Here is a 21,376-nt window from a genome sequence, read left to right on the forward strand (position 1 = left end):
ACCAACTAAAATCATAAATCTACTACGAGGAATCTATTTGAAGAATATGAAGAGAATTTTACTTTTACTATTGATCTGTATGACACCGATGGCTTTTGGCGCCGATACAATCCCTACAGTCAATCTCTCTTTAAGCGCACCTAATTCGCCACAACAGTTAGTTACAAGTCTTAACCTTCTTGTTGTTCTTACCATTTTAGTTCTCGCACCTTCACTTATTTTTATGATGACCAGTTTCTTACGCCTTTTGATCGTCTTTTCTTTCTTGCGTCAAGCACTGGGAACACAGCAAATGCCACCTTCTCAAGTGATGGTCTCTCTAGCGATGATTTTGACGTTTTTCATTATGGAACCGGTGATGAATGAGTCCTATGAGAACGCAATTAAGCCTTATTTGGCGGAGAAGATGAGCTATCAAGAGGCCTTTGAAAAAGGCTCTGCTCCTTTTAAAGCCTTTATGATTCGCAATACACGTGAAAAAGATTTGGCGCTTTTCTTTCGTATTCGTAACCTTGAAAATCCCAAAAATATTGAAGATGTCCCCTTAACCGTTGCCATGCCTGCGTTTATGATCAGTGAGCTTAAAACCGCTTTTGAGATCGGCTTTTTACTCTATTTGCCATTCCTCGTCATCGACATGGTTGTCAGTTCCGTTTTGATGAGTATGGGTATGATGATGTTACCGCCTGTTATGATCTCCTTACCGTTTAAATTGCTTATTTTTGTCCTCGTTGATGGTTGGAATTTGCTGGTGCAAAAACTCGTGGAGAGCTTCCATTAACACGCAATACCTGACAACCACAGCGTTGGGGTTTGAACTTCACCATCCTTTGTTTGATGCGACTATTTTAAAACAAGGTGCGCAACTGATCCATTTTCAGCCTAAAGAGGGCGAACCACTCTTTTGGTGTGCCGATCTTTCTACCTTTGAAAAAGGCAAGGCTTTTCGTGGTGGCGTTCCTCTGTGTTGGCCATGGTTTGGAAAAGCAGGTATTCCCTCTCATGGATTTGCACGTATTGTTGAATGGACATTACTCTCGTATGTCGAAAAAGAAGAGGGTATCAAGCTCGTGTTTGAACTGTGTGATACAGCGTTTACACGTACTATTTGGCCTTACGCGTTTAACACACACCTTACGATGGTATTAGGAGAAGAGGTTGAACTCTCTTTACATGTAAAGGCAGATAAAGAGAGCACCGCAGCACTTCATTCTTATTTTACATGTAAAGATATTAACGATGTCAATGTGAGGGGACTCGGTCTCACCTACATTGACGCTTTGCTCGGTGGAAAGCCGTGTGAAGAAGACAATACACCTTTACATGTAAATTATGCGATTGATCGTATCTATACCCATCCTGATGCCAAAACGACTCTCCAAGAAAAAGAGCGGACGATCACCATTACGCATAAAAATCACAGTGATGTGGTTGTGTGGAATCCATGGCTGGAAGGTAGTGCAAAACTTTCTGATATGAATGAAAATGACTATACGAAAATGCTCTGCATTGAGAGTGCTCGAATCACAAAACCTTTAATGTGCGATGATCACTTACATGTAACGATACAGGTTGAGCGTTTTTCCTAATCTCCAATGCAAATATTTTACAATACTTACCTAAAGTATTGTAAAGATAAATTAAGTATATTACGTCTATAATATTCCTCAATAAACAACAAAAAAAAGGAAATGCGATGAAAAATGTACTGATCATCAACGGTCATCAATACTATGAACATGTAGCAGAGGGAAAACTCACACAGTTTTACATCGATACGGCGACAGAATTCTTTCACAAAGAGGGCTATGCCATCAAGCACAGTGTTGTCGAGAGTGACTATAGCGTTAAAGAAGAAGTCGAAAAGTTTGCATGGGCCGATATTATCCTTTTTCAATTTCCAACGTATTGGATGGGCGTGCCTTGGATGACAAAAAAATATATCGATGAGATTTTTTCAGCAGGGCAAGGAACGGTGACGTATGAGAGTGATGGCAGAACCAGAAGTGATGCAACAAAACGTTATGGAAGTGGCGGTTTGATGCAAGGTAAAACGTATATGCTCTCCATCACCTATAACTGTCCAACGAGTGAATTTAGCAATAAAGAGGGCTTTTTTGAAGGGCTTAGCCTTGATGAAGCCAATGTTGCCACGCACAAAACCTTTCAATTTTGTGGCGCAGAACCTTTAAAAACTTTCTCAGTTCATGACATTTTCAAAGGTGATTTGGATTTAGCAAAAGAAAAAGTACGTTTTCACGCGCATTTAGAAAAAACCTTCAAATAACGCTTAGGGTGGCGTGATTTCATGCCACCATCTTCTTTACATGTAAAGATCAAACCCCTGTTGCTGCTTTAAAATACGATCAAACAATTTTTGTGCTTTTTGGAGCATTTTTTCGTTTTGATTGTGCGATTGTTCTAAAATTTTGTCCAACGATTTAAGTAGACTATCATTGAGGTAATTTTGGGTATTGAGATCTTTTGTTTTCGGTAAGATCGTGTTAATATCAAAAGCGGTATTGGTGGTGGTTGCATCTTCTGAAGAGGAAGATTGAACTGTTTTAAAGTATTCGTCCAGTTTAGGTTGAATGGTTTTCATCGCAGCATCAATCTCTTTTTGATCGTTAGCATCAATGCCATTTCCTTTGTAATGAAACTGATAGCCATAGGCATGAGAAAGTGACAGAATCGTCGTTTGCGTGGTATCACTCTGTTCTTGGGAAACACTCATTGAGCGATCATCATACAAACTAAGGTCAATGACATCACCACTGCTGGTTTGAAATGAAAAACCAAAATGGTTTGAACTGTTGTAATTATTTGCCCCTATGGTTTGCATAAGTTGCCCCCTTATTTAAACGTAATAGCAAATCGGCATAATGAAAATTTTTTAAATGGTAATAAGACAGTCGAGTTTATTCTGTACGGATTCAATTTTTTGGTGCATACCATCTTCTCGGTTGGGTCTTATGTCAAATTTCAAACAGGCATACACGCGTCCACAGGCTTCTAAGAGCGCATAAGCCTCTTCAATCAGTTTAAGCGCTTCACGCATTGTTGGTGTCTCAACCACCGTACTCATCGGTGTAAGCTTGTAACTATAACCACTTTCATGAACCATTTTGACGATGCGTGCGACATCACCACTTTTACTGCCTTCTCCCTCTAGAGGGAACATACTAAATTCCATTAAAACGGACATATTTTTTCCTTTACATGTAAACTACAATACTGCATAATAAACACCACAAAATGTACCAATCGTCAGCACGAGATAGCCCGCAACATAAGAGGCAATACTCCTCGTACCCAATAGAAAAACAATCAGACTTTTAAGCAATGAATTCGCAATGATCGCAAGTGTGATGGCGTTTAACGCGGTTGTGCCATTGAGCCCATTTTGGGACAAAGATGCAAGTGAAAGTGCTATGGCATCAGTGTCGGTTAAGCCTGAAATAAACGAGATAATATAAACGCCTAATTCGCCAAAGGAGGTATCTGCAAATTTGACAAGAGCGATGACAACACCAAACAAAAGTCCTAAAATAAGTGCTTCAGAGAGTTGAAAGGGATTTTTAAACACGGTCTCTTGAATGATGGTTTCTTTTGCAGTGATCATATAGAGAACGCCAAGATAGAGATACCCAACACCAGAAGCGATCAAAACAGGGTATAAAATCTCGTGTGCTAACACGGCATTGATGATAAAAAGCTCTATGTAAATACGAAAAAGCATAATGGAGCAGGCAAGCCCTATACCAATCGCTAGATTTTTGGAAAGGGAAGGATTCTCTTTTGAGCGTCTTGCAAGACTAAGAGCAACAGCGGTGGAAGAGACAATACCGCCTAGTAAACCTGCTAAACCAATACCATGTTTGACGCCCACAAGACGTACAGCGATATAACCTAAAAAAGAGATGCCTGCAACCAAAACAACCATCAGCCAAATTTTGTAAAGATTGAAATAACCCCAAGGATCAAGCGGTTCATCGGGGAAAAGCGGCAAAATAACAAAGCTCATCATTAAAAAAAGAATCATAGCGCTCAGATCTTGCTTCTTAATCACTTTTTCATAGGTTTGGATCTTCTCTTTAAGATTGAGGATAAAAAGGACACTCATGGCGACAAACACAGCCAGCGTTATTTTCTCATAAGCAAGCAGAACCCCTAAGAAAAAAACCACCAGTGCTGAAAATTCTGTGGTCATGCCATTTTCAGTGGGTGTTCGATTGAGCATATACGCACCCATCAACAGAGCCCCTAAAACGCAGACAGAAGCAATGAGGACATAAGGAACAGACGCATTCAGCCACGCAGAGAGATACCCTATGAGCGAGATGAGTGCAAACGTGCGTGCTCCTCCAAAATCCTTCTTGCGGTTGGCATACAAAAGATTCATTTCACGCTGTAAACCAATGAGTAGTCCAAGAACAATAGCGATAATAATGTTTTGAAAAACAAGCGTATCCATTGTTGACCTCTTTGGCGTTATTTTACCTCAATTTGGTTACATCAACTGTCAAGTCCACTGCGAAATTTATGCTCTTTTGCCACCACAATCTCTTTTTGTTTCTCTTTTTTGAGAGTATCTTTTTCGACAAAAAGCGGTTGGCGTGTTTTAAAATGAAGTCCTGTGTAATACATAAGCGTAGAGTACGTCGAAGGGGTTGGCGTAAAGACTTGCGCTTGCTCAGGATTGATTTTGAGTACGTTGCTCGCAAACTGTTTTAAGGAGTGCATATGTTTCTCTTCACAACCGGGGTGTGCGGCAATAAGATAGTAAGTCAAAAACTGTTTTTTGCCTGACTCATGTGTCAGCCTGTCAAAGAGCGTTTTAAATTCAACCAAAGCTTCTTTGCCCGGTTTGCCCATTAACCCCAAAATTTCATCATCAATATGTTCCGGTGCAATCTTCATCTGTCCACTGATATGATATTCCACAATCTCTTTAAGATACTCGTAGCCATACGCTTTATCTTCACTAATAAGATCATAGCGAATGCCTGAAGCCACAAATGCTTTTTTAATCCCTGGAAGCGCTCTTACTTTTCGCAGCAAATCCAGCTGTCTTTTATGCGTAGGTCTAAGCGCCTTACAGAGTTTAGGGAACATACAGCTTTTATCTTCACACGCACCTTTGGCAAGTTTTTTAGCACATTCATAACCGTACATATTGGCCGTTGGTCCTCCAAGGTCGGAGATAATGCCTTTGAAATCTTTATACGTCGTAAAGTGTTTTGCCTCGTTGAGAATAGAACTCTCACTACGACTTCGAATTGTTTTGCCTTGATGGACTGTAATGGCGCAGAAGTTGCACTCACCATAACAGCCTTGATGCGTAGAAATGGAAAATTTGATGGTCTCCAGTGCTTTAACCGCACCCTCTTTTTTGTGATAAGGATGGACATCGCGCATAAAAGGTAAACGACTCACTTCATCCATCTCTTCTGTGGTAAGGTAAAGTGCAGGTGGGTTTTGGATGAGGTAACGATCATCTACTTTTTGGCAGAGTCCTTTGGCTGAAATTGGATCATTATTATGGTAAAACAGGTCGAACATATCCATAAATTTAAGTTTATCAGCAACTGTTTCAGCATGGCTTGGAAGGGCGATATACTCAGCCTTTGGCTCTTTGGAAATGTACGAAAGTCCTTTTACATGTAAAGGCTGGGTACCTTCTTTAAGCGCATCGGCAAATTCAACAATGCTCTTGTCGGACATACCGTACAAAAGGTAGTCCGCCTTGGCATCAAACAAAATGGGTTTACGAAGTTTATTACTCCAAAAATCATAATGCGTGACACGTCTTAGGCTGGCTTCAATGCCACCAAGCATAATAGGCACGGTATTTTTAAAATATTGGCGGATGAGGTTGGTATAGACCAAACTGGCGCGATCAGGTCGTTTGTTGTTGATGCCACCTGGTGTATAATCATCACTATTTCGAAACTTCTTTGTCGCCGTATAGTTGGAGACCATAGAGTCCACACTTCCACCACTCACGCCCCAAAAGAGTTTGGGCTCACCCAGACGGGTAATGTCAACATCACTTTTGACATCCGGCTGACCGATAATACCCACCTTATAGCCCGCATGTTCGAGCACACGCCCTACAACCGATACACCCATATAAGGGCTATCTATATAGGCATCGGAGGTGATAAGAATGATATCGAGTTGCTTCCATCCTCTTTGGTACATCTCTTCACGTGTTGTAGGTAAAAACATAACGCTCCCATCGGCTTTTTTTAGTCTTATTACTATAACAAAATCTCCATTTTGTTTGGCTTTCTTTAAGATTCTTCGTAGTAATATCACACCAATTATCATTTGGAGGATACGTTTGAAAAATTCACTCTATTTTAACATTAAAGTAGAAGAGGGCATCTTTGAAAAAATCATAGCCGAACAAAATACTATTGGCTACTATGCACTGCCCGATCAAGAGATCAGTTATCTCGAAGACTACTTAGCAGATTTTAAATCTAAAAATGATTACGATGCGATTAAAGATATCGCAATTATCGGTATTGGTGGAAGTTCCTTGGGACCAAAAGCAATTTTTAGAGCGTTACAAGGTATTCGTGATTTTGACAAACGCTTGCATTTGTTTGAGAGTACCGATCCTGCATCCATTCGCTCTACGCTCAACAAATTAGATATCAAAAATACGCATTTTTTTGTCATTAGCAAATCCGGTACAACCATTGAAACAGTTTCTGTTTATAAGTATGTTCTTTCTTTGTTAAAAGCTAAAGACATTTCTCTCGATTATCGCTTTACATTTGTGACCGATGATGGCTCAAAACTGGAAGCACATGCCAAAACATTTAACTCGTTTGTTCTGCATATTCCTCTTAATGTCGGTGGACGTTTTTCTGTTTTAAGTGCAGCAGGACTTGCACCATTACTTTTGGTTGGTGTCGATATTCAACGATTACTCGATGGTGCTAAAGCGATTAAGAAAAGCTTTTTTGAAGATGGTTATATCAAAGAGACGATTCTCAAAAAAGCAACCTATTACGCTAAAAACTCCATGCACTACAACATCAATACCCTTTTTGCTTATTCTGAAAGTTTAGACAGTTTTACCGATTGGTATGTACAACTTTGGGGTGAGAGTTTGGGTAAAAAACAGAAACAAAGTAGTATCAACGTTGGTCTTACACCGGTTGGTTTGATTGGCCCCAAAGATCAACACTCTTTCTTACAGCTTATCGTTGAGGGACTTCGTGATAAAAGTGTTACGGTGCTTAAAATCGAAAATTTTGACGATAAAATCAAAATCCCTGCAATAACGCTTAAAGAGTTAGAGGGGTTAGATTTGATGAATGGAATTGCATTTTGTGACCTCATTAACTTGCAAGCCGATTCAACGATTGAAGCGCTTTTAGATAAAAAAGACATTCCTATTGACACGATTACCCTTCAACATATTGATGAAGAGAACATTGGTAAATTGATTTTTTATTATGAACTTTTGACCTCACTGGTAGGACAAATGATGAATGTAAATACGTATGATCAACCCGGTGTTGAGAGTGGTAAAAAGATTCTTGAGGGTAAATTAATCGAAGAGAAAAAAACCTTTCCTAAAAAAGGTAAATAAAAAAGAGGTTGGGATTTCCCCAACCTTTCTAAACGGCTGTAAAGACAAGTGCTTGTTCATACAAGGCTGAACCCATTTTCCCCCACATTGAAAAAAGATTGATTTCTTGTTCTGTAAGATTGAAATGTTGTGCAATTTTATCGATGACTCTGTTTTCATTAATACCAAATTTATCATCTACATGGACTAATACCATCAACGCGAGTAAGATAATTCTTTGACTTTGGGATGATCTAAAAATTGTTAAAGTATCCTCTAACACAAAATGCTTTAAATCAATTTCTATATTTTCAATGCCCATTTCAGTGCAGTATTCTTCAACAATCTCGCGTTCTTTAGGACCATACTCGCCATCGAGATTGGCAACATACTGAGAAAGCTGTAAAAAAGCAAATTTTTCTTCAGATTTGAGTTTCATAAGTAACAATTTGTACTCCTTTGGTAATGGATCAATGAAATTATAGTAAAACATTTTAAATAAATATTAATAAACATGATAGAATTAAAAAAATCCATTTTGAAGGATTTATCCCGTGGATAAAAAAATTCGAAAAAGTGAAAAAATTTTGGATGCAGCATTACTGCTCTTTTCAACACGAGGTTTTTACGCCACTACAATTCCTGATATTGCAAAAGCTATGGGGATGAGTGTTGGAAATCTCTACAATTATTTTTCTTCCAAAGAGATTCTTGCTAAGGAAATCATTAAATACTCTTCCGATATTTTGGGTGCTGCAATACGTACCGTCAATGAAGAAGAAGGGAGTGCGAAAGAAAAAATACGTAAAATCGTTGCGATTTATTTTGAAATGGCAACCTCTAAACCACAGCATATTAATTACTTTCTACGTGTCTATCTTGCGAATAAAGAGGTTTTTAAAGATGGTTGCGAAGGGATGCTCTGTGTCTCTTCTTTTGTGACAGAACTGATGATTTTTTTTGAAGAGGGCGTTGCCTCTGGTGAGCTTCGAAACCAAGATTTTTTCTCAGCATTTGGACTGTTTATGGGCTATCTTGGTGGATTTGTTTTTCTCAATGGTGAAGGCGTCTTGGAAAAAGATCTTAATTATTACGTCGATGATATTGCGTTGAATATTTATAACGCACTCAAAAAGAATCAATGAAACACAAATCAACCATTGTTTGGCTTCAAGGTCTTACATGTAATGGTAACAGTCACTCTTTTTTGAATTACCCTCAGATGCCAAGTTTTGCCTCTTCTTTTGAGATGATCTATCATCCATTAATCTGTGGTGCACAGAGTTTTAGTACAGTACTCGAGAGTAATGAGCACTTTGATTTTTTGATTATAGAAGGTGCTTTAAGCCATGATGAGCGTTTACTTCAACGTTTTGGTATCCCTTTTTATGAGATTCTTGATAATTTTGCGAAAAGAGCCAAGCATATTATTTGTGCAGGTAGCTGTGCGAGCTTTGGTGGTATTTTTAGGCTTCGCGATCCTGAAAAAATTACGGGAGCATTATTTAGCGGTAAAGAGAAAGGTGGTTATTGGTTAGAAAAGAGCAATGTTGTTAATATTCCAGGTTGTCCACTGCATCCAAGATGGCTTGTTGAAACACTGTTCGCGTTACGAGATAGAGACACACTCCTTTTAGATGAATTTTTGCGTCCTAAAGAGGTCTTTGCGTATCTTGCGCATCATGGTTGTTTACGTAATGAATATTTTGAATGGAAAGTGGATAGCAAACAGTTAGGCGAAAAAGAGGGGTGTTTGTTCTACGAACATGGTTGCCAAGGACCGATGAGCCATGCTAATTGCAATAAAATTCTTTGGAATGGGGTTAGTTCTAAAACGAGGGCAGGTTCACCTTGTCTTGGATGTACAGAATTTGACTTTCCTCGTCGCGCTCTGTTTGAGACACAAAAAAATATGTCATTACCTCAAACGCCTTTTGGTATCAGCAAACGTGCTTATTATACAGTAGCAGGTGTTGCTAAAAGTTTTAAGATAGAGAGACTTGAAAAGAAGCTGATAGATGAAAATCACTAAAGAGATTATCGAACGAATAGAGGGTGAAGCTACCTTAGAACTTGAATGGGACAACGAACAGGTCACCTTTGCCAAAATCAAATTTTTTAATTACCGTGGAATTGAAGAGATTTTGAAAAAGCGACCTTTGCTCGATGCATTGGCTTTGACACCACGCGTATGCGGTATCTGCTCGCATTCTCATGCTATTGCCTCTGTATTAGCGATCGAATCTATTTTTGAAAATCAAGGTGAATCTTTACATGTAAGCCAAAAAGCCAATGATATTCGTGAAATCGCACTGAATGCTGAGAAGATTCACAATCATATCAAATGGTATTTTTTCTCCATTTTGCCAGAACTTAAACGAGTTGCCGATCCAACGTATCACGGCAATGCTTATAAAGAGAAGCAGTGGTTTCAAGCGCAAAATGCCATTATGGAAAGTCTAAAAATGGGGGCACATTTTACGGGACAATGGCCGCATGGCTCTTTTGTAATGGCAGGTGGCGTGACATGCGATCCGCTCCAAAGTGATGTTGTAAGCGCGATTGGATGTTTAGATTCTGTGATTTCATTTTGTGAAGAGCATTTTTATGGCATGCCTTTAGAAGAATTTTTGAGTTTTGATTCAGCTCTTCAAATCATGTCAGTACCTTCTGCACTCTCTTATGGCATTGATGAGATGCTCAAACAGGGATTTGATCGTTTAGGCAGAAGTTATGACCGCTTTTTAGCTTTGGGAAAATCTTATATGTACGAAGGAAGCCTTAAAGCTTCCAAAACAGCTGTTCTAGGGGCAGATGTCAAATATGTACAGGAAAGTTTAGAACACACCTTCTTTGAAGACAAGCACAAAGGGTATACGTATTCAAAAAGTGCTCAATACAAAAAAAGCTATTGTGAAGTAGGACCATTGGCGCGCTTAATGGTAGCAAAAGAGCCACTCATGCGTGATTTTCATAGACGCTTTAAAGATGCAGCGCTCACGCGAGTGGTGGCTCGTGCGGTAGAATGTGCCCATTTGATTGCGCGTACCAAGCAACTTCTCTCTAAGCTTAATCTAAAAGAGCCCTCTTTTTATCCTCCCAAAAAAGATATTCATAGTTTAAGTGGAGAGGGTGTAGGGATTATTGAAGCACCAAGAGGAACGCTCATTCATCAGGTGGATGTTCGCAACGGAGTCATTGAGTTATACAATATCATCACACCAACCGTTTGGAACCTTGGAAATGGTAATCGTGAAAATCCTTCCACCGCACAAAAGGCAATTATTGGTCTAAATTCATTTACCAAAGCCGATTTTATCCTGAAAAGTTTTGATGTATGTTCGGTTTGTACGACCCAATAATCAGGTCATTATCGGTGTGACAATTTAGCCATTTTTAATATAATACACTTTTTATCTTCTTTCTTTGTTACATTTTTACTCTATTACTTTAAATTGCACTTAATATTGTTTGTTTTCTGCTGATTGTGAAACGTTTTTTGATTTAATTCTAAGTGAATAGTCATTCAGGTAAATAACTATTGTCTATTTACTGAATAATGCCTTAACTTTTTGATCTTGGAAAATTTACACAGGAGAGATTTATGGAACATGCTAAACTGTACGAAAGGCTTGCTGAGCGACTTAGCAATCTTGAGAAGTTCCCCCGAATTAAGGAGGACAAATCTATTGCGGCACTAATGGAAGAACATGGAATTAGCCGTAGAGATTTTATGAAGTGGGCAGCAGGTGTTACTGCAATGTTGTCTTTACCTTCAGAATTTACACCACTTATGGCGCAAGCTGCTGAACTTACAGATCGTTTGCCTGTTATTTGGTTGCATATGGCTGAATGTACAGGTTGTAGTGAGAGTTTGCTACGAACAGACGCTCCAACAATCGATAGTTTGATTTTTGATCATATTTCATTAGAGTATCATGAAACTTTAATGGTTGCTTGCGGTTGGCAGGCTGAGCACAATTTAGAGAGTGCTATTGAAAAATATAAAGGTAAATATATCTTAATGGTTGAAGGTGGTATTCCTGCAGGTAGCAGTGAATTCTTCTTAACCGTTGGACCACATGGACAAACAGGTCAAAAAAGTGCACAAAAAGCAGCAGATTCAGCAGCAGCTATTTTTGCTATTGGCTCTTGTTCAAGTTTTGGTGGTATTCAAGCAGCTCATCCAAATCCTACCAATGCACAACCTCTTAGTAAAGTGACAAACAAACCTGTTATTAATGTTCCAGGCTGTCCTCCTAGCGAGAAAAACATTGTCGGTAACGTACTTCACTATATTCTTTTTGGCACACTTCCAGCACTTGATGCATACAATCGTCCAAAATGGGCTTATGGTTTCAGAATTCATGACCTTTGCGAAAGACGTGGTCACTTTGATGCGGGCGAGTTCGTACAAGAATTTGGCGATGCTGGTGCAAAAAAAGGTTTCTGTCTTTATAAAGTAGGTTGTAAAGGTCCTTATACCTTTAATAACTGTTCACGTGAGAGATTTAACCAACATACTTCTTGGCCAGTTCAAGCAGGTCACGGTTGTATTGGCTGTTCAGAACCAGGTTTTTGGGACAATATGGGACCATTTGAAGAGCCATTAGGTGATAGACTTTATAAGACAGTTTATGGCGATGGTGCTGATAAAACTGCTGATAAAGTTGGTGTTGCGCTTCTCACTGCAACTGCGGTAGGTATTGCGGCTCATGCGGCAATTGCTGCGGTTAAGGGCAGTGGAAAAACTGAAGAATAAGAGAAGGATAAGTAAATGAGTAAAAGAATCGTAGTAGATCCAATCACCAGAATTGAAGGACACTTAAGAGTTGAAGTTATTGTAGATGATAACAACGTTGTTACAGAAGCATACTCTTCTTCAACCCTTTGGAGAGGTATTGAAACTATCCTTAAAGGCAGAGATCCTAGAGATGCTGGTTTTATGGTACAAAGAATTTGTGGTGTTTGTACATACTCTCACTATAAAGCAGGTATTATGGCAGTTGAGAATGCTCTAGGAATTGAGCCTCCTTTGAATGCAAAACTCACACGTACATTGATGAACAATGCGCTTTTCTTGCATGATCACGTTGTACACTTTTATCATCTTCATGGACTTGACTGGGTTGATGTTGTTTCAGCTCTTAAAGCAGATCCTCGTAAAGCTGCGGAAGAGGCATTTAAATACACAGATTCTCCTGTTGCGTGTGGTGCAGACATTCTTATGGCAACTCAAAAAAGAGTAGCGGAATTTGTTAAAAAAGGAAATCTTGGACCATTCGCAAATGCGTATTGGGGACATGCAACCTATAAATTGACACCAGAACAAAACTTGATCGCAGTTTCTCACTACCTTAAAGCACTTGAACTTCAAAGAACAGCTGCTCAAATGATGGCTATTTTTGGTGCAAAACAACCGCATCCTCAAAGTTTAACCGTCGGTGGTGTAACGTGCGTTATGGACCTTCAAGATCCAGCTCGTTTGGGTGAATATATGACGAAATTTAAAGAGATGGCAGACTTTGTAAATCATGCTTACTATCCTGATGTTGTTATGGCTGGACTTGCGTATGCAAAAGAGCCAAGTGTCACAGGTGGTTTAGGTGTTGCAAATCTCTTTACCGAAAAAGAGTTCCAAATTAACGCTAAAGACTTTTTATTCGAAAGTGGTGTTATGATGGGCGAAGACGTGGTGAATTTGATCACTGGCAAACCATTTAAAGTCCAAACATTGGATGAGAGTAAAATTACGGAAGAGGCAACGCGTTCTTGGTACAAAGATAATGCTGCATATCATCCATATGAGGGTCGCCAAGAACCTAACTATACTGGCTTTAAAGATGCGCAAACTGTCAATGATAAAGGTGAGCTTGCTGCAACAAAAGTTATTGATGAAAATGGTAAATATACATGGGTTAAAGCGCCTCGCTATGATGGTAAACCACTTCAAGTTGGACCATTAGCAAACATCGTTATTAACTATGCACTTGGCAACAAACGTGTTAAAGTCGTCGTTGATAAATTCTTAAAAGATACAGGTCTTCCTATTACTGCAGTTGCTTCTACTCTTGGACGTACAGCATGTCGTATGATTGAAGCAAAAGTTGTAGCTGACAATGGTATGGAAGCATTTACTTCATTGATTCAAAACCTTAAAGTTGATGATGCTACCTGTGCAAGTTATAAAATTGACAAAAACAAAGAGTACAAAGGTCGCTATATTGGACATGTTCCTCGTGGTGTCCTTAGTCACTGGGTTAAAATCAAAAATGGCGTAATTGAAAACTACCAAGCAGTTGTTCCAACAACTTGGAATGCAAGTCCAAAAGACGCTAAAGGTGTTAGAGGATCTTATGAAGAGTCTTTAATTGGTTTAAAGATCACTGATCTTTCTCAACCGCTTGAAATTGTAAGAATCATCCACTCTTATGATCCATGTCTTGCATGTGCTGTACATGTAATGGATACAAAAGGTAATGAGATGAGCAGTTATAAGGTCAATGTTAACGGCGCGTCTTGCTAAAAGCGAAAGGGAGTCTAACAATGAAAAGAGATATAGAATTTGAGTTCTCAGCAGGGCTTCGTTGGACGCACTGGCTAAGAGCGATTGCTATTTTTGTATTAACGGTGACAGGGTTTTATTTGGCCTATGTATTCATCGCTCCTGAATCATCAGATGAGCCTATCCTCTTCTTGAATGCAAAGTTCAGAATGTGGCATGAAATTGCAGGGTTTTTATTGATTGCAATTACACTTTACAAAACGTACCTTTTTTGCCTTGATGGTATCAGTTCAAAAGAGAGAGTATCGTTTGTAGATTTTGTAAGTCCAAAAGTATGGTTTCAACAGCTTAAATATTACCTTTTTATGGGTGAACACCCTCATTTAAAAGGTGTCTATAATCCGTTGCAATTTATCGCTTATGTAGGACTTTATGCAATGATTTTTATCATCAGCTTAACAGGTCTCATTTTGTATGTCAATTGTTATCAAGGTGGCGGTATTGGTCTATTCTTATATGACTATATGCGTCCAATCGAAGCAATGATGGGTGGACTTGCAATGGTAAGAGAAATCCACCACATTGTAATGTGGGGTATTTTGATCTTCTTACCAATTCACATCTATATGGCAATCTTTAACTCAATCATGGGTAAAGAGGGTTCACTAGATGCGATTTTCAGTGGTTATAAGTTTCTTAAACACGATCCAAAACACTAAGAGAGTTTTTACTTGAAAGTGTTGATTTTAGGCATTGGCAATGTGATGTTCTCCGACGAAGGCGTCGGAGTTCATCTTTGCCGTCTTGTTGAACAAAAATATGCGTTTTCTTCTCCCGAACATACCCTTACCTTTATTGATGGTGGTACACTAGCGGAGCGTTTAATTCCCATTATAGCTGAGTATGACTATGTCATTGTATTGGATTGTGTTGACACAAGAGATGGCGAAATTGGAGATGTTTATTTCTTCGATTTTGAAAATGTTCCCAATACGATCACATGGCAAGGAAGTGTTCATGAAGTCGAAATGCTTCAAACACTGAATATGATGGATATGGTAGGAGATCGTCCTCCTACGAAAATTATTGGTATAATTCCAGAAGTTATTGAAGATACAACGCTACAGCTTACAGATGCTATCATAAAAGGCAGTGGTATTATGGAAAATGTTTTACTAAAACATTTGAGTGAACTTGGATTTACGTATCAGCAAATCAGTGATATTGACATCCAAAGTGTGGCAAATACGTCCTGTTTGGGGGATCGATGATTTTAGCATTTGAATTTAATTATATATCACATAACGGTATTTTAGAAAATTTATTGAAAGAGATTGCAAATGATTTTGGTATCGTGCATAAAATTATTCGTAAAGAATCTATTGTAACACTCTTTGTAGAAGCAGATGAAGTTCGTTTAGGCACTTTTGCGGACACTCTTTCTTCTTCACTGCCTCTGTCTATCTTTTTTAAGTCTTCCAGTGTTGAAGTTTTGGAAAGCATGCCCGATGATGAGGAAACAGTGCCATCCATGGCGTATACCGTTGAATTTACACCTAAAATTTTAGCTTCAGTGGATACACTAAATTCTCCTCAGTATCTCTCTCCTTTTGTCATTGCACCAAAAGATACGTCCATTCATCTTTTTCATGAGGGGAAAAATCTTTTACATGTAAACACGGCAGAAGGCTATGAATCGCTTTATGAAAAAGTTTCTGAACTTATTGCCACAGGTGAAAATGTAGCCATTCAAACGAAAAATGGTCACTTTGTTTTTGGTAAAATTGAAAACATCTCTGCATGTTCTCATATTGTATTGCCTGAAGTGATTGCAACGGATTTGTCGGTTGTTGAGCGTATGGTTGTGAGTAGAGAAAATGAGATCAAAGCGCTTGCTTCTTTAGAGCGCCCTTCTATTCGTTTTAAAGTGAATGCGCTGTTTGCGCAAAAAGAGATTTTGAAAGAATCTCGCGTGATGTTAAGGCTTGCAGATGATCTTTTCTTGTATCAACTCTCTAAGCGACTTTTTGCAAAAGGTGTTCATTTCCTTTTTAAAGCTTCACTTAAAGAGTGTCAAAGCCTATACAGTGTCGATTTTGAACAACCTTTAAAAGCACTAGAGCCACTCGTGGTAAGTGTTCTGGAAAATGGTACTATTTTAATTGTTCAGGGTACAAGTTATGCTTCTGATGCACTCAAAGGAAGTTTGAAAAAATTTGATGAACCTTCTCATGCCGCATTCGCTTCTATTTTGCAAGAACATAAGCTTTTTGATACAGCATTGAGCTGTTTTTATTTTAGTCGAAGCCATAATGATCGTGTCATGCATTATTCTAAAGAAAATGGCATGCTCAATCTTGTGGAGATTTTATTGCCACGTTCATTTGCTGAACTTTTTGCCGAAATTGAGAGAAGTAGTCCTAGTGCTGAGCGTTTGGTCGCGAGTTATAAAGAGCAGTTTCCTGAGTTGTATGAAAAAGCGATTCATACGGCTATTCCAGACACATTACCTAAGAGTATTTATTCCCTTTGGAAAATTGTCGCAATCGTACTGGGAATTAGCGACGATTTTGATCGTGCTGCTGAACAACTCATTGAAAATGCCGAAGATTTTGGTGGTCAAAAAGGTCCACGTATTGACTACTATTTGGAAAAAGAGGATGCACTCAGTTCTGATTTGAATTATGTTAGATTACTTCGCAGTGGTATGAGTTACAAACTCGCTGGAACGGACACGATAACATTGAGTTTTGGTTGTATGGAAAGCCTCTCTTTTTTCCTCTCAGATATGGCTGATTCTCACAAAGATAATCTGACTTCAAATAAAATAGCCTTTTGTGGTTCCCTTTTTGGCTATAAACGTTTTACAGAAATGCTTTCTAAAAACATCAAGCCAAATCATACGATCTGCTTGAATAAAGAATTGCCGATTGATCAGTAAATCTCGTCTGATTTATCATATCGAAGGTATTGTCCAAGGGGTTGGTTTTCGCCCCTTTGTCTATACACTGGCTATACGTTTTCATTTACAAGGGTTTGTGCTCAACAATTCTAAAGGTGTCATCATTGAGGTAGAAGGATTTCAAGAGAGCCTTGAAGCGTTTGAATTGGCTTTGTTTAAAGAACTTCCTCCTCTTGCTCGCGTTGATTTTTGGCAAAAAAAGATGATTACATGTAAAGATGATACACACTTTGAAATTCGCCAAAGCGATGAAGTAAGTACGAAATCTTCTCTTGTGTTACCTGATATGTCTATTTGTGACGATTGCCTGAAAGAGCTGCATGATCCAAACAACAGACGCTACCACTATTTTTTCATTAACTGTACACATTGTGGACCTCGCTATTCCATCATTAAAACCGTTCCGTATGATCGTCCTTATACGTCAATGCAGCCTTTTCCTATGTGCGAAGCATGCCAAAGTGAATATACAAATCCCCTTGATCGTCGTTATCATGCTCAACCCATTAGCTGTTCAAAATGCGGACCAACTCTTTTTTTACGTAACATTGATGGAGAACTTTTAGCAACAAATGAAGAGGCGATTGTAAAATTAGCGAATTTGATTAATGCTGGGTACATCGTAGCACTCAAAGGTATGGGTGGTTTTCATCTCATCTGTGATGCCACAAATGACACGGTGGTAGCAAGCTTGAGAGAGCTTAAACATCGACCTTCGAAACCGTTTGCTGTTATGTTTAAAACTATAGAAGCGATCAAAGAAGAGTGTAGGATAAGTGCTCAAGAAGAAGAGGGTATTTGCTCTCTGCTTCGCCCGATTGTTCTAGTAAAGCGCAATGCAAAGGTTTCTAAAATTAGCTCACTGATAGCACCTCGTATAGATCGCCTTGGCGTTTTCTTACCTTATACACCTTTACATGTAATGCTTTTTGAATACCTTAAAAACCCTATTGTGGCAACCAGTGCCAATCGCTCGGGTGAGCCGATTATCAGTGATGCAACTGTTTTACAGCAAAAGCTCAACGATGTTGTTGAGTATTATCTGGATTACAACCGTGCAATCGTCAATTCCAGTGATGATAGTGTTTTACAGTACCTTGGCGATAAAACGCTTTTGATGCGTTCTTCGCGTGGTATTGCTCCAAAGAGCTTTCGTGTTGATTCAACGGATGAGCGAAAAATCTTAGCCGTAGGAGCACACCAAAAAAATGCCATTGCGATTTATCTCAACCATCAAATTATTATCAGTCCTTACATTGGTGATTTGGATAATATCGCCTCGAATGAACTGTTTGAAAAGATGATAGAGAGTTTTTCACGATTTTACGATTTTACGCCCGATCTTATCGTTGGCGATCTACACCCCAATTATGTTTCAACACAGTGGGCGAAAAAGCAAAACATCCCTTTTGTTCAGATACAACACCACTATGCGCATATTCTCTCTGCTATGTGCGAGCATAAACTCAATGAAAAAGTATTGGGCATCGCTTGGGATGGTACGGGGTATGGAGATGATGGAACCATCTGGGGTGGTGAGTTTTTAGTGTGTGATCAAAGTGGTTATGAACGTGTTGCTTCGTTCGAACCATTTGCTCTTTTAGGTGGAGATGCGAGCATTAAGGAAATTAAACGTATTTTAGCCTCGCTTCTATGGGATGTATTGGGTGATGAGGCTGATGCGTTGTTATTAGATTATTTTGATGAAAAGTCACTCAAACGTCTCCAACAAATTTACACCAAAAAAATTCATTCACCTTTATGTTCATCAGTGGGAAGACTCTTTGATGCTGTCGCAGTTTTATGTGGAATGGAAGGGAACGTAAGTTATGATGGAGAAAGTGGCTTGCTTATCGAAGCGCTGTATGATCCTTCAATTACGCAGAGCTATACATTTGAAATAGACGATAAAATCATTCGTTATAAACCTATGTTTGTTCAAATGCTTCAAGATCATGAACCACGCCTGATTGCTTCCAAATTTATCAATACATTGGTCGAAATGGCTCTTACGATAAGTCATCGTTACACTTATCCAATCGTACTTGGAGGAGGAGTGTTTCAAAATCGCACACTCATGGAACAAATACTTCAAAATGTCACACAACCTCTCTATTTTCCGTTACAATTAGCAATCAATGATGGCGGAATTTGTGCTGGACAGATCTACAAATCACTTCAAAAGTAATATTAATATTTTTATCTTCAAATAAATAAAGAATAGTATGATTAAAATGTAGTCGAAGTATATAAAAAGGATACACCATGGATAAAATTATTCGTTTTAGTGTTTCACTTCCAGAAAAACTTTTAGAAGAGCTTGACAAAAAAGTCGATGCTCAAGGCTATGCTTCACGTAGTGAATTTACCAGAGACTTAATTCGCGAGAAAATCGTAAAAGATGATTGGCAAGATGATAACAGCGATGTTATAGGTGTTTTGACAATGATCTATACGCATCATCAAAATGAGCTCGTGCAGAAGATTTTGGAAATTCAACATGATGCAAAAATACATATTATGTGTAATACCCACGTACATGTAAGCCATGAAAATTGCCTCGAAACCATTATGGTGACGGGAAAAGTTTCTGAAGTGAAAGACTTTGCACAAAAGATTGCAGGGCTTAAAGGGGTTAAATTCTCCAAACTTGTTGAGGCCTCAATTCCCGCTTCATAATCTTTACATGTAAAGATTTTTCTTCCATAGCGTCTCTAAAATGAGACGCTGTTCTTCTTGTGTATAATTAAATTTAAATTCCGCTTCTTTAAGATAATAGATAAAATTCTCTTTACTCACGCCTTTAAAGTGATCCAGCCAGCTCTCTAAAAATTTCCAAAAGCGTGTTAAGGCGTTGTCAAAACTCTCGTAATGTGCTACTTTATGCTGGTTAAGATAGCGCGCATAGGTCTCTTTTTCGATGGAATTTTCATCTAAATTTTTCAGGTGTGCAAATTGATCTGGCAGTAAAAGAGTGTGAATGGAGTCGCCATACACCATACCTAAAATACCGATACCATCGAAAAGATATCTATTTTTTCTTCTTTTACACGTTGGAAGGTAATAGTATTCATCGTATTGTGAAAACGTCTGTGTTTGTCCTGCATAAAGAGCTTCACTATGACTTATCAGTAAAAGGCGCAATTTTTGATATTTTTTTGCGATGGTAAGATAGTTCAATCCTAAAAGTGTAGCACATTCATACGCACTGTTATTATCGATCAAACACTCCAAAATAGCCATTTCTTGTGCATACTTTACATAGCTAAATGTTCGTTTACATGTAACGCATCGGCATTGCGTTTTAGAGACGAAGTAAAGCGCTTTGTTCCCGCAAAAAATGCACTGCTTTTGATCTGTTTTCATGAGTGTATTTTTCCTAAAAATAACTAAGAAACATCTTTTTTTATCTCTTGTTTAAAGACTTCTACTATAATAGAGAAAAAATAGAGACAAGGACTTAAAAATGTGTAAAGATTGCGGTTGTTCAATTACTCCTACTCAATGGTCAGCAGCGCATGCGCATGAACACGATCATGATGGTCACACACATAGTCATTCGCATGATCATGACGACCATACCCATCACGATCATCCTCACGCACATGATCATGATCACCATGAACACAAAAATCATGATGAAATTCATGCTAATCCACAGTTAAATGATAAAAAAACCATTGCTGTCATTACGAAGATTTTGGATGCGAACGACACGCAAGCATCGCACAATAGAGCGCATTTTGAAGAGCATGGTGTTTTGGCGATCAATCTAATGAGCAGTCCAGGAAGTGGAAAAACGACACTTTTGGAAGCGACGATCGATACCAAACAGATCAAACTAGCAGTTATTGAAGGCGATCTTGAAACCAATCAAGATGCTGATCGTATCACCGCAAAAGGGGCATTAGCGCATCAAATCACCACAGGACAAGCATGTCATTTGGATGCGTTTATGGTGCACGAAGGGCTTCATCATTTACCGATTGATGGGCTTGATGTTGTCTTTATTGAAAACGTGGGCAATCTCGTCTGCCCTGCCAGTTACGATGTGGGAAGTCACCTGAATGTCGTGCTTCTCTCCGTACCAGAAGGCGATGATAAACCGGCTAAATACCCCGTCATGTTTCGCAGTGCCGATCTATTTTTAATCACGAAGTGCGATTTGTTACCACATTTTGATTTTAGTGTTGAAAAAGCGATTCGTGAAGCACGCAAACTAAATCCAAAAGTTGATGTCATCGAGATAGACAGCAAGTCTGGCAAAGGAATTGATCAGTGGATCAACTACCTTAAAATGAAAAAAGCATTGAGGTAA

Annotated in this window: 21 protein-coding genes; 15 read left to right on the plus strand and 6 right to left on the minus strand. The window is 38.8% G+C overall.

Annotated features, from left to right (window positions below; genetic code table 11):
• Positions 1-46 precede the first annotated feature (46 nt).
• The 3 genes from fliP (at position 47) to SJPD1_RS06905 (ending at position 2,287) form a co-directional block, all read left to right on the plus strand.
• Entirely contained in the window at positions 47-781 is a 735-nt protein-coding gene (fliP, locus tag SJPD1_RS06895) for a flagellar type III secretion system pore protein FliP (RefSeq protein WP_096047813.1), read from the plus strand.
• Positions 735-1,589, plus strand: coding sequence for a D-hexose-6-phosphate mutarotase (locus tag SJPD1_RS06900; RefSeq protein WP_096046565.1), 855 nt, complete (start codon positions 735-737; stop codon positions 1,587-1,589). The genes fliP and SJPD1_RS06900 overlap by 47 nt, the downstream gene beginning before the upstream one ends.
• A gap of 107 nt (positions 1,590-1,696) precedes the next feature.
• Positions 1,697-2,287 carry an NAD(P)H-dependent oxidoreductase gene (locus SJPD1_RS06905; RefSeq protein ID WP_096046566.1) on the plus strand — a complete coding sequence of 197 codons (591 nt, stop codon included), beginning with the start codon at positions 1,697-1,699 and terminating at the stop codon, positions 2,285-2,287.
• Positions 2,288-2,323: 36 nt separating this feature from the next.
• Here SJPD1_RS06905 and SJPD1_RS06910 read toward each other — a convergent pair whose 3' ends face one another.
• The 4 genes from SJPD1_RS06910 to SJPD1_RS06925 are packed head-to-tail and all read right to left on the minus strand — an operon-like array spanning position 2,324 to position 6,231.
• Positions 2,324-2,842, minus strand: a complete 519-nt coding sequence (locus SJPD1_RS06910) for a diacylglycerol kinase (protein ID WP_096046567.1) — start codon at positions 2,840-2,842, stop codon at positions 2,324-2,326.
• 51 nt (positions 2,843-2,893) lie between these two features.
• Positions 2,894-3,205 (minus strand): thiamine-binding protein, encoded by a 312-nt coding sequence (locus SJPD1_RS06915; protein ID WP_096046568.1) that lies wholly within the window; start codon positions 3,203-3,205, stop codon positions 2,894-2,896.
• A gap of 21 nt (positions 3,206-3,226) precedes the next feature.
• Positions 3,227-4,474 (minus strand): MgtC/SapB family protein, encoded by a 1,248-nt coding sequence (locus tag SJPD1_RS06920; RefSeq protein WP_096046569.1) that lies wholly within the window; start codon positions 4,472-4,474, stop codon positions 3,227-3,229.
• 41 nt (positions 4,475-4,515) lie between these two features.
• The gene (locus tag SJPD1_RS06925) at positions 4,516-6,231 is read right to left on the minus strand and encodes a YgiQ family radical SAM protein (protein WP_096046570.1); all 1,716 of its coding nucleotides are present in this window, start codon (positions 6,229-6,231) and stop codon (positions 4,516-4,518) included.
• Between the two features lie 115 nt (positions 6,232-6,346).
• Here SJPD1_RS06925 and SJPD1_RS06930 point away from each other — a divergent pair, with 115 nt between their 5' ends.
• On the plus strand, positions 6,347-7,612 hold the full coding sequence (locus SJPD1_RS06930; RefSeq protein WP_096046571.1) for a glucose-6-phosphate isomerase: 1,266 nt from the start codon (positions 6,347-6,349) through the stop codon (positions 7,610-7,612).
• A gap of 28 nt (positions 7,613-7,640) precedes the next feature.
• Here the strand turns inward: SJPD1_RS06930 and SJPD1_RS06935 are convergent, their stop codons facing one another.
• On the minus strand, positions 7,641-8,030 hold the full coding sequence (locus SJPD1_RS06935; protein ID WP_226372290.1) for a tellurite resistance TerB family protein: 390 nt from the start codon (positions 8,028-8,030) through the stop codon (positions 7,641-7,643).
• 115 nt (positions 8,031-8,145) lie between these two features.
• Between SJPD1_RS06935 and SJPD1_RS06940 the strand changes: the two genes are divergently transcribed.
• The 10 genes from SJPD1_RS06940 (at position 8,146) to nikR (ending at position 19,737) form a co-directional block, all read left to right on the plus strand.
• Positions 8,146-8,736, plus strand: coding sequence for a TetR/AcrR family transcriptional regulator (locus SJPD1_RS06940; RefSeq protein WP_338055413.1), 591 nt, complete (start codon positions 8,146-8,148; stop codon positions 8,734-8,736).
• A complete protein-coding gene (locus tag SJPD1_RS06945; protein ID WP_096046574.1) occupies positions 8,733-9,623 on the plus strand; it encodes an NADH-quinone oxidoreductase subunit B family protein in 891 nt (296 codons plus the stop codon). Before SJPD1_RS06940 ends, SJPD1_RS06945 begins: the two co-directional genes overlap by 4 nt.
• Positions 9,610-10,953, plus strand: coding sequence for a nickel-dependent hydrogenase large subunit (locus tag SJPD1_RS06950; RefSeq protein ID WP_096046575.1), 1,344 nt, complete (start codon positions 9,610-9,612; stop codon positions 10,951-10,953). The genes SJPD1_RS06945 and SJPD1_RS06950 overlap by 14 nt, the downstream gene beginning before the upstream one ends.
• Positions 10,954-11,195: 242 nt before the next feature.
• Complete coding sequence (locus SJPD1_RS06955) at positions 11,196-12,353, plus strand: hydrogenase small subunit (protein WP_087438565.1); 1,158 nt, start codon at positions 11,196-11,198, stop codon at positions 12,351-12,353.
• A gap of 15 nt (positions 12,354-12,368) precedes the next feature.
• Positions 12,369-14,117, plus strand: a complete 1,749-nt coding sequence (locus tag SJPD1_RS06960) for a nickel-dependent hydrogenase large subunit (RefSeq protein WP_096046576.1) — start codon at positions 12,369-12,371, stop codon at positions 14,115-14,117.
• A 20-nt stretch (positions 14,118-14,137) separates the two neighbouring features.
• Positions 14,138-14,815, plus strand: a complete 678-nt coding sequence (gene cybH, locus SJPD1_RS06965; protein ID WP_096046577.1) for a Ni/Fe-hydrogenase, b-type cytochrome subunit — start codon at positions 14,138-14,140, stop codon at positions 14,813-14,815.
• Between the two features lie 12 nt (positions 14,816-14,827).
• Positions 14,828-15,367 carry a HyaD/HybD family hydrogenase maturation endopeptidase gene (locus tag SJPD1_RS06970; RefSeq protein WP_096046578.1) on the plus strand — a complete coding sequence of 180 codons (540 nt, stop codon included), beginning with the start codon at positions 14,828-14,830 and terminating at the stop codon, positions 15,365-15,367.
• Positions 15,364-17,037 (plus strand): hypothetical protein, encoded by a 1,674-nt coding sequence (locus tag SJPD1_RS06975; RefSeq protein ID WP_096046579.1) that lies wholly within the window; start codon positions 15,364-15,366, stop codon positions 17,035-17,037. Before SJPD1_RS06970 ends, SJPD1_RS06975 begins: the two co-directional genes overlap by 4 nt.
• Positions 17,027-19,246 (plus strand): carbamoyltransferase HypF, encoded by a 2,220-nt coding sequence (hypF, locus tag SJPD1_RS06980; RefSeq protein WP_096046580.1) that lies wholly within the window; start codon positions 17,027-17,029, stop codon positions 19,244-19,246. The genes SJPD1_RS06975 and hypF overlap by 11 nt, the downstream gene beginning before the upstream one ends.
• A 77-nt stretch (positions 19,247-19,323) precedes the next feature.
• Positions 19,324-19,737, plus strand: a complete 414-nt coding sequence (gene nikR, locus SJPD1_RS06985) for a nickel-responsive transcriptional regulator NikR (protein ID WP_087438571.1) — start codon at positions 19,324-19,326, stop codon at positions 19,735-19,737.
• A 3-nt stretch (positions 19,738-19,740) separates the two neighbouring features.
• Here the strand turns inward: nikR and SJPD1_RS06990 are convergent, their stop codons facing one another.
• The gene (locus SJPD1_RS06990) at positions 19,741-20,424 is read right to left on the minus strand and encodes a hypothetical protein (protein ID WP_096046581.1); all 684 of its coding nucleotides are present in this window, start codon (positions 20,422-20,424) and stop codon (positions 19,741-19,743) included.
• Between the two features lie 100 nt (positions 20,425-20,524).
• Here SJPD1_RS06990 and hypB point away from each other — a divergent pair, with 100 nt between their 5' ends.
• Positions 20,525-21,376 (plus strand): hydrogenase nickel incorporation protein HypB, encoded by an 852-nt coding sequence (hypB, locus tag SJPD1_RS06995; protein WP_096046582.1) that lies wholly within the window; start codon positions 20,525-20,527, stop codon positions 21,374-21,376.

It is taken from the genome of Sulfurospirillum diekertiae, assembly GCF_002309535.1.
GTDB classification, from domain to species: Bacteria; Campylobacterota; Campylobacteria; order Campylobacterales; family Sulfurospirillaceae; genus Sulfurospirillum; species Sulfurospirillum diekertiae.

What these genes read in the sequence shown, in the direction of transcription:
- SJPD1_RS06960 (WP_096046576.1), top strand. Translation starts at nt 12,369, where the DNA reads ATGAGTAAAAGAATCGTAGTAGATCCAATCACCAGAATTGAAGGACAC.
- SJPD1_RS06900 (WP_096046565.1), top strand. Translation starts at nt 735, where the DNA reads ATGGTTGGAATTTGCTGGTGCAAAAACTCGTGGAGAGCTTCCATTAAC.
- hypB (WP_096046582.1), top strand. Translation starts at nt 20,525, where the DNA reads ATGTGTAAAGATTGCGGTTGTTCAATTACTCCTACTCAATGGTCAGCA.
- SJPD1_RS06935 (WP_226372290.1), bottom strand. Translation starts at nt 8,030, where the DNA reads ATGAAACTCAAATCTGAAGAAAAATTTGCTTTTTTACAGCTTTCTCAG.
- SJPD1_RS06950 (WP_096046575.1), top strand. Translation starts at nt 9,610, where the DNA reads ATGAAAATCACTAAAGAGATTATCGAACGAATAGAGGGTGAAGCTACC.
- SJPD1_RS06955 (WP_087438565.1), top strand. Translation starts at nt 11,196, where the DNA reads ATGGAACATGCTAAACTGTACGAAAGGCTTGCTGAGCGACTTAGCAAT.
- SJPD1_RS06990 (WP_096046581.1), bottom strand. Translation starts at nt 20,424, where the DNA reads ATGAAAACAGATCAAAAGCAGTGCATTTTTTGCGGGAACAAAGCGCTT.
- nikR (WP_087438571.1), top strand. Translation starts at nt 19,324, where the DNA reads ATGGATAAAATTATTCGTTTTAGTGTTTCACTTCCAGAAAAACTTTTA.
- SJPD1_RS06975 (WP_096046579.1), top strand. Translation starts at nt 15,364, where the DNA reads ATGATTTTAGCATTTGAATTTAATTATATATCACATAACGGTATTTTA.
- SJPD1_RS06915 (WP_096046568.1), bottom strand. Translation starts at nt 3,205, where the DNA reads ATGTCCGTTTTAATGGAATTTAGTATGTTCCCTCTAGAGGGAGAAGGC.
- SJPD1_RS06920 (WP_096046569.1), bottom strand. Translation starts at nt 4,474, where the DNA reads ATGGATACGCTTGTTTTTCAAAACATTATTATCGCTATTGTTCTTGGA.
- cybH (WP_096046577.1), top strand. Translation starts at nt 14,138, where the DNA reads ATGAAAAGAGATATAGAATTTGAGTTCTCAGCAGGGCTTCGTTGGACG.
- SJPD1_RS06910 (WP_096046567.1), bottom strand. Translation starts at nt 2,842, where the DNA reads ATGCAAACCATAGGGGCAAATAATTACAACAGTTCAAACCATTTTGGT.
- SJPD1_RS06905 (WP_096046566.1), top strand. Translation starts at nt 1,697, where the DNA reads ATGAAAAATGTACTGATCATCAACGGTCATCAATACTATGAACATGTA.
- fliP (WP_096047813.1), top strand. Translation starts at nt 47, where the DNA reads ATGAAGAGAATTTTACTTTTACTATTGATCTGTATGACACCGATGGCT.
- SJPD1_RS06945 (WP_096046574.1), top strand. Translation starts at nt 8,733, where the DNA reads ATGAAACACAAATCAACCATTGTTTGGCTTCAAGGTCTTACATGTAAT.
- SJPD1_RS06925 (WP_096046570.1), bottom strand. Translation starts at nt 6,231, where the DNA reads ATGTTTTTACCTACAACACGTGAAGAGATGTACCAAAGAGGATGGAAG.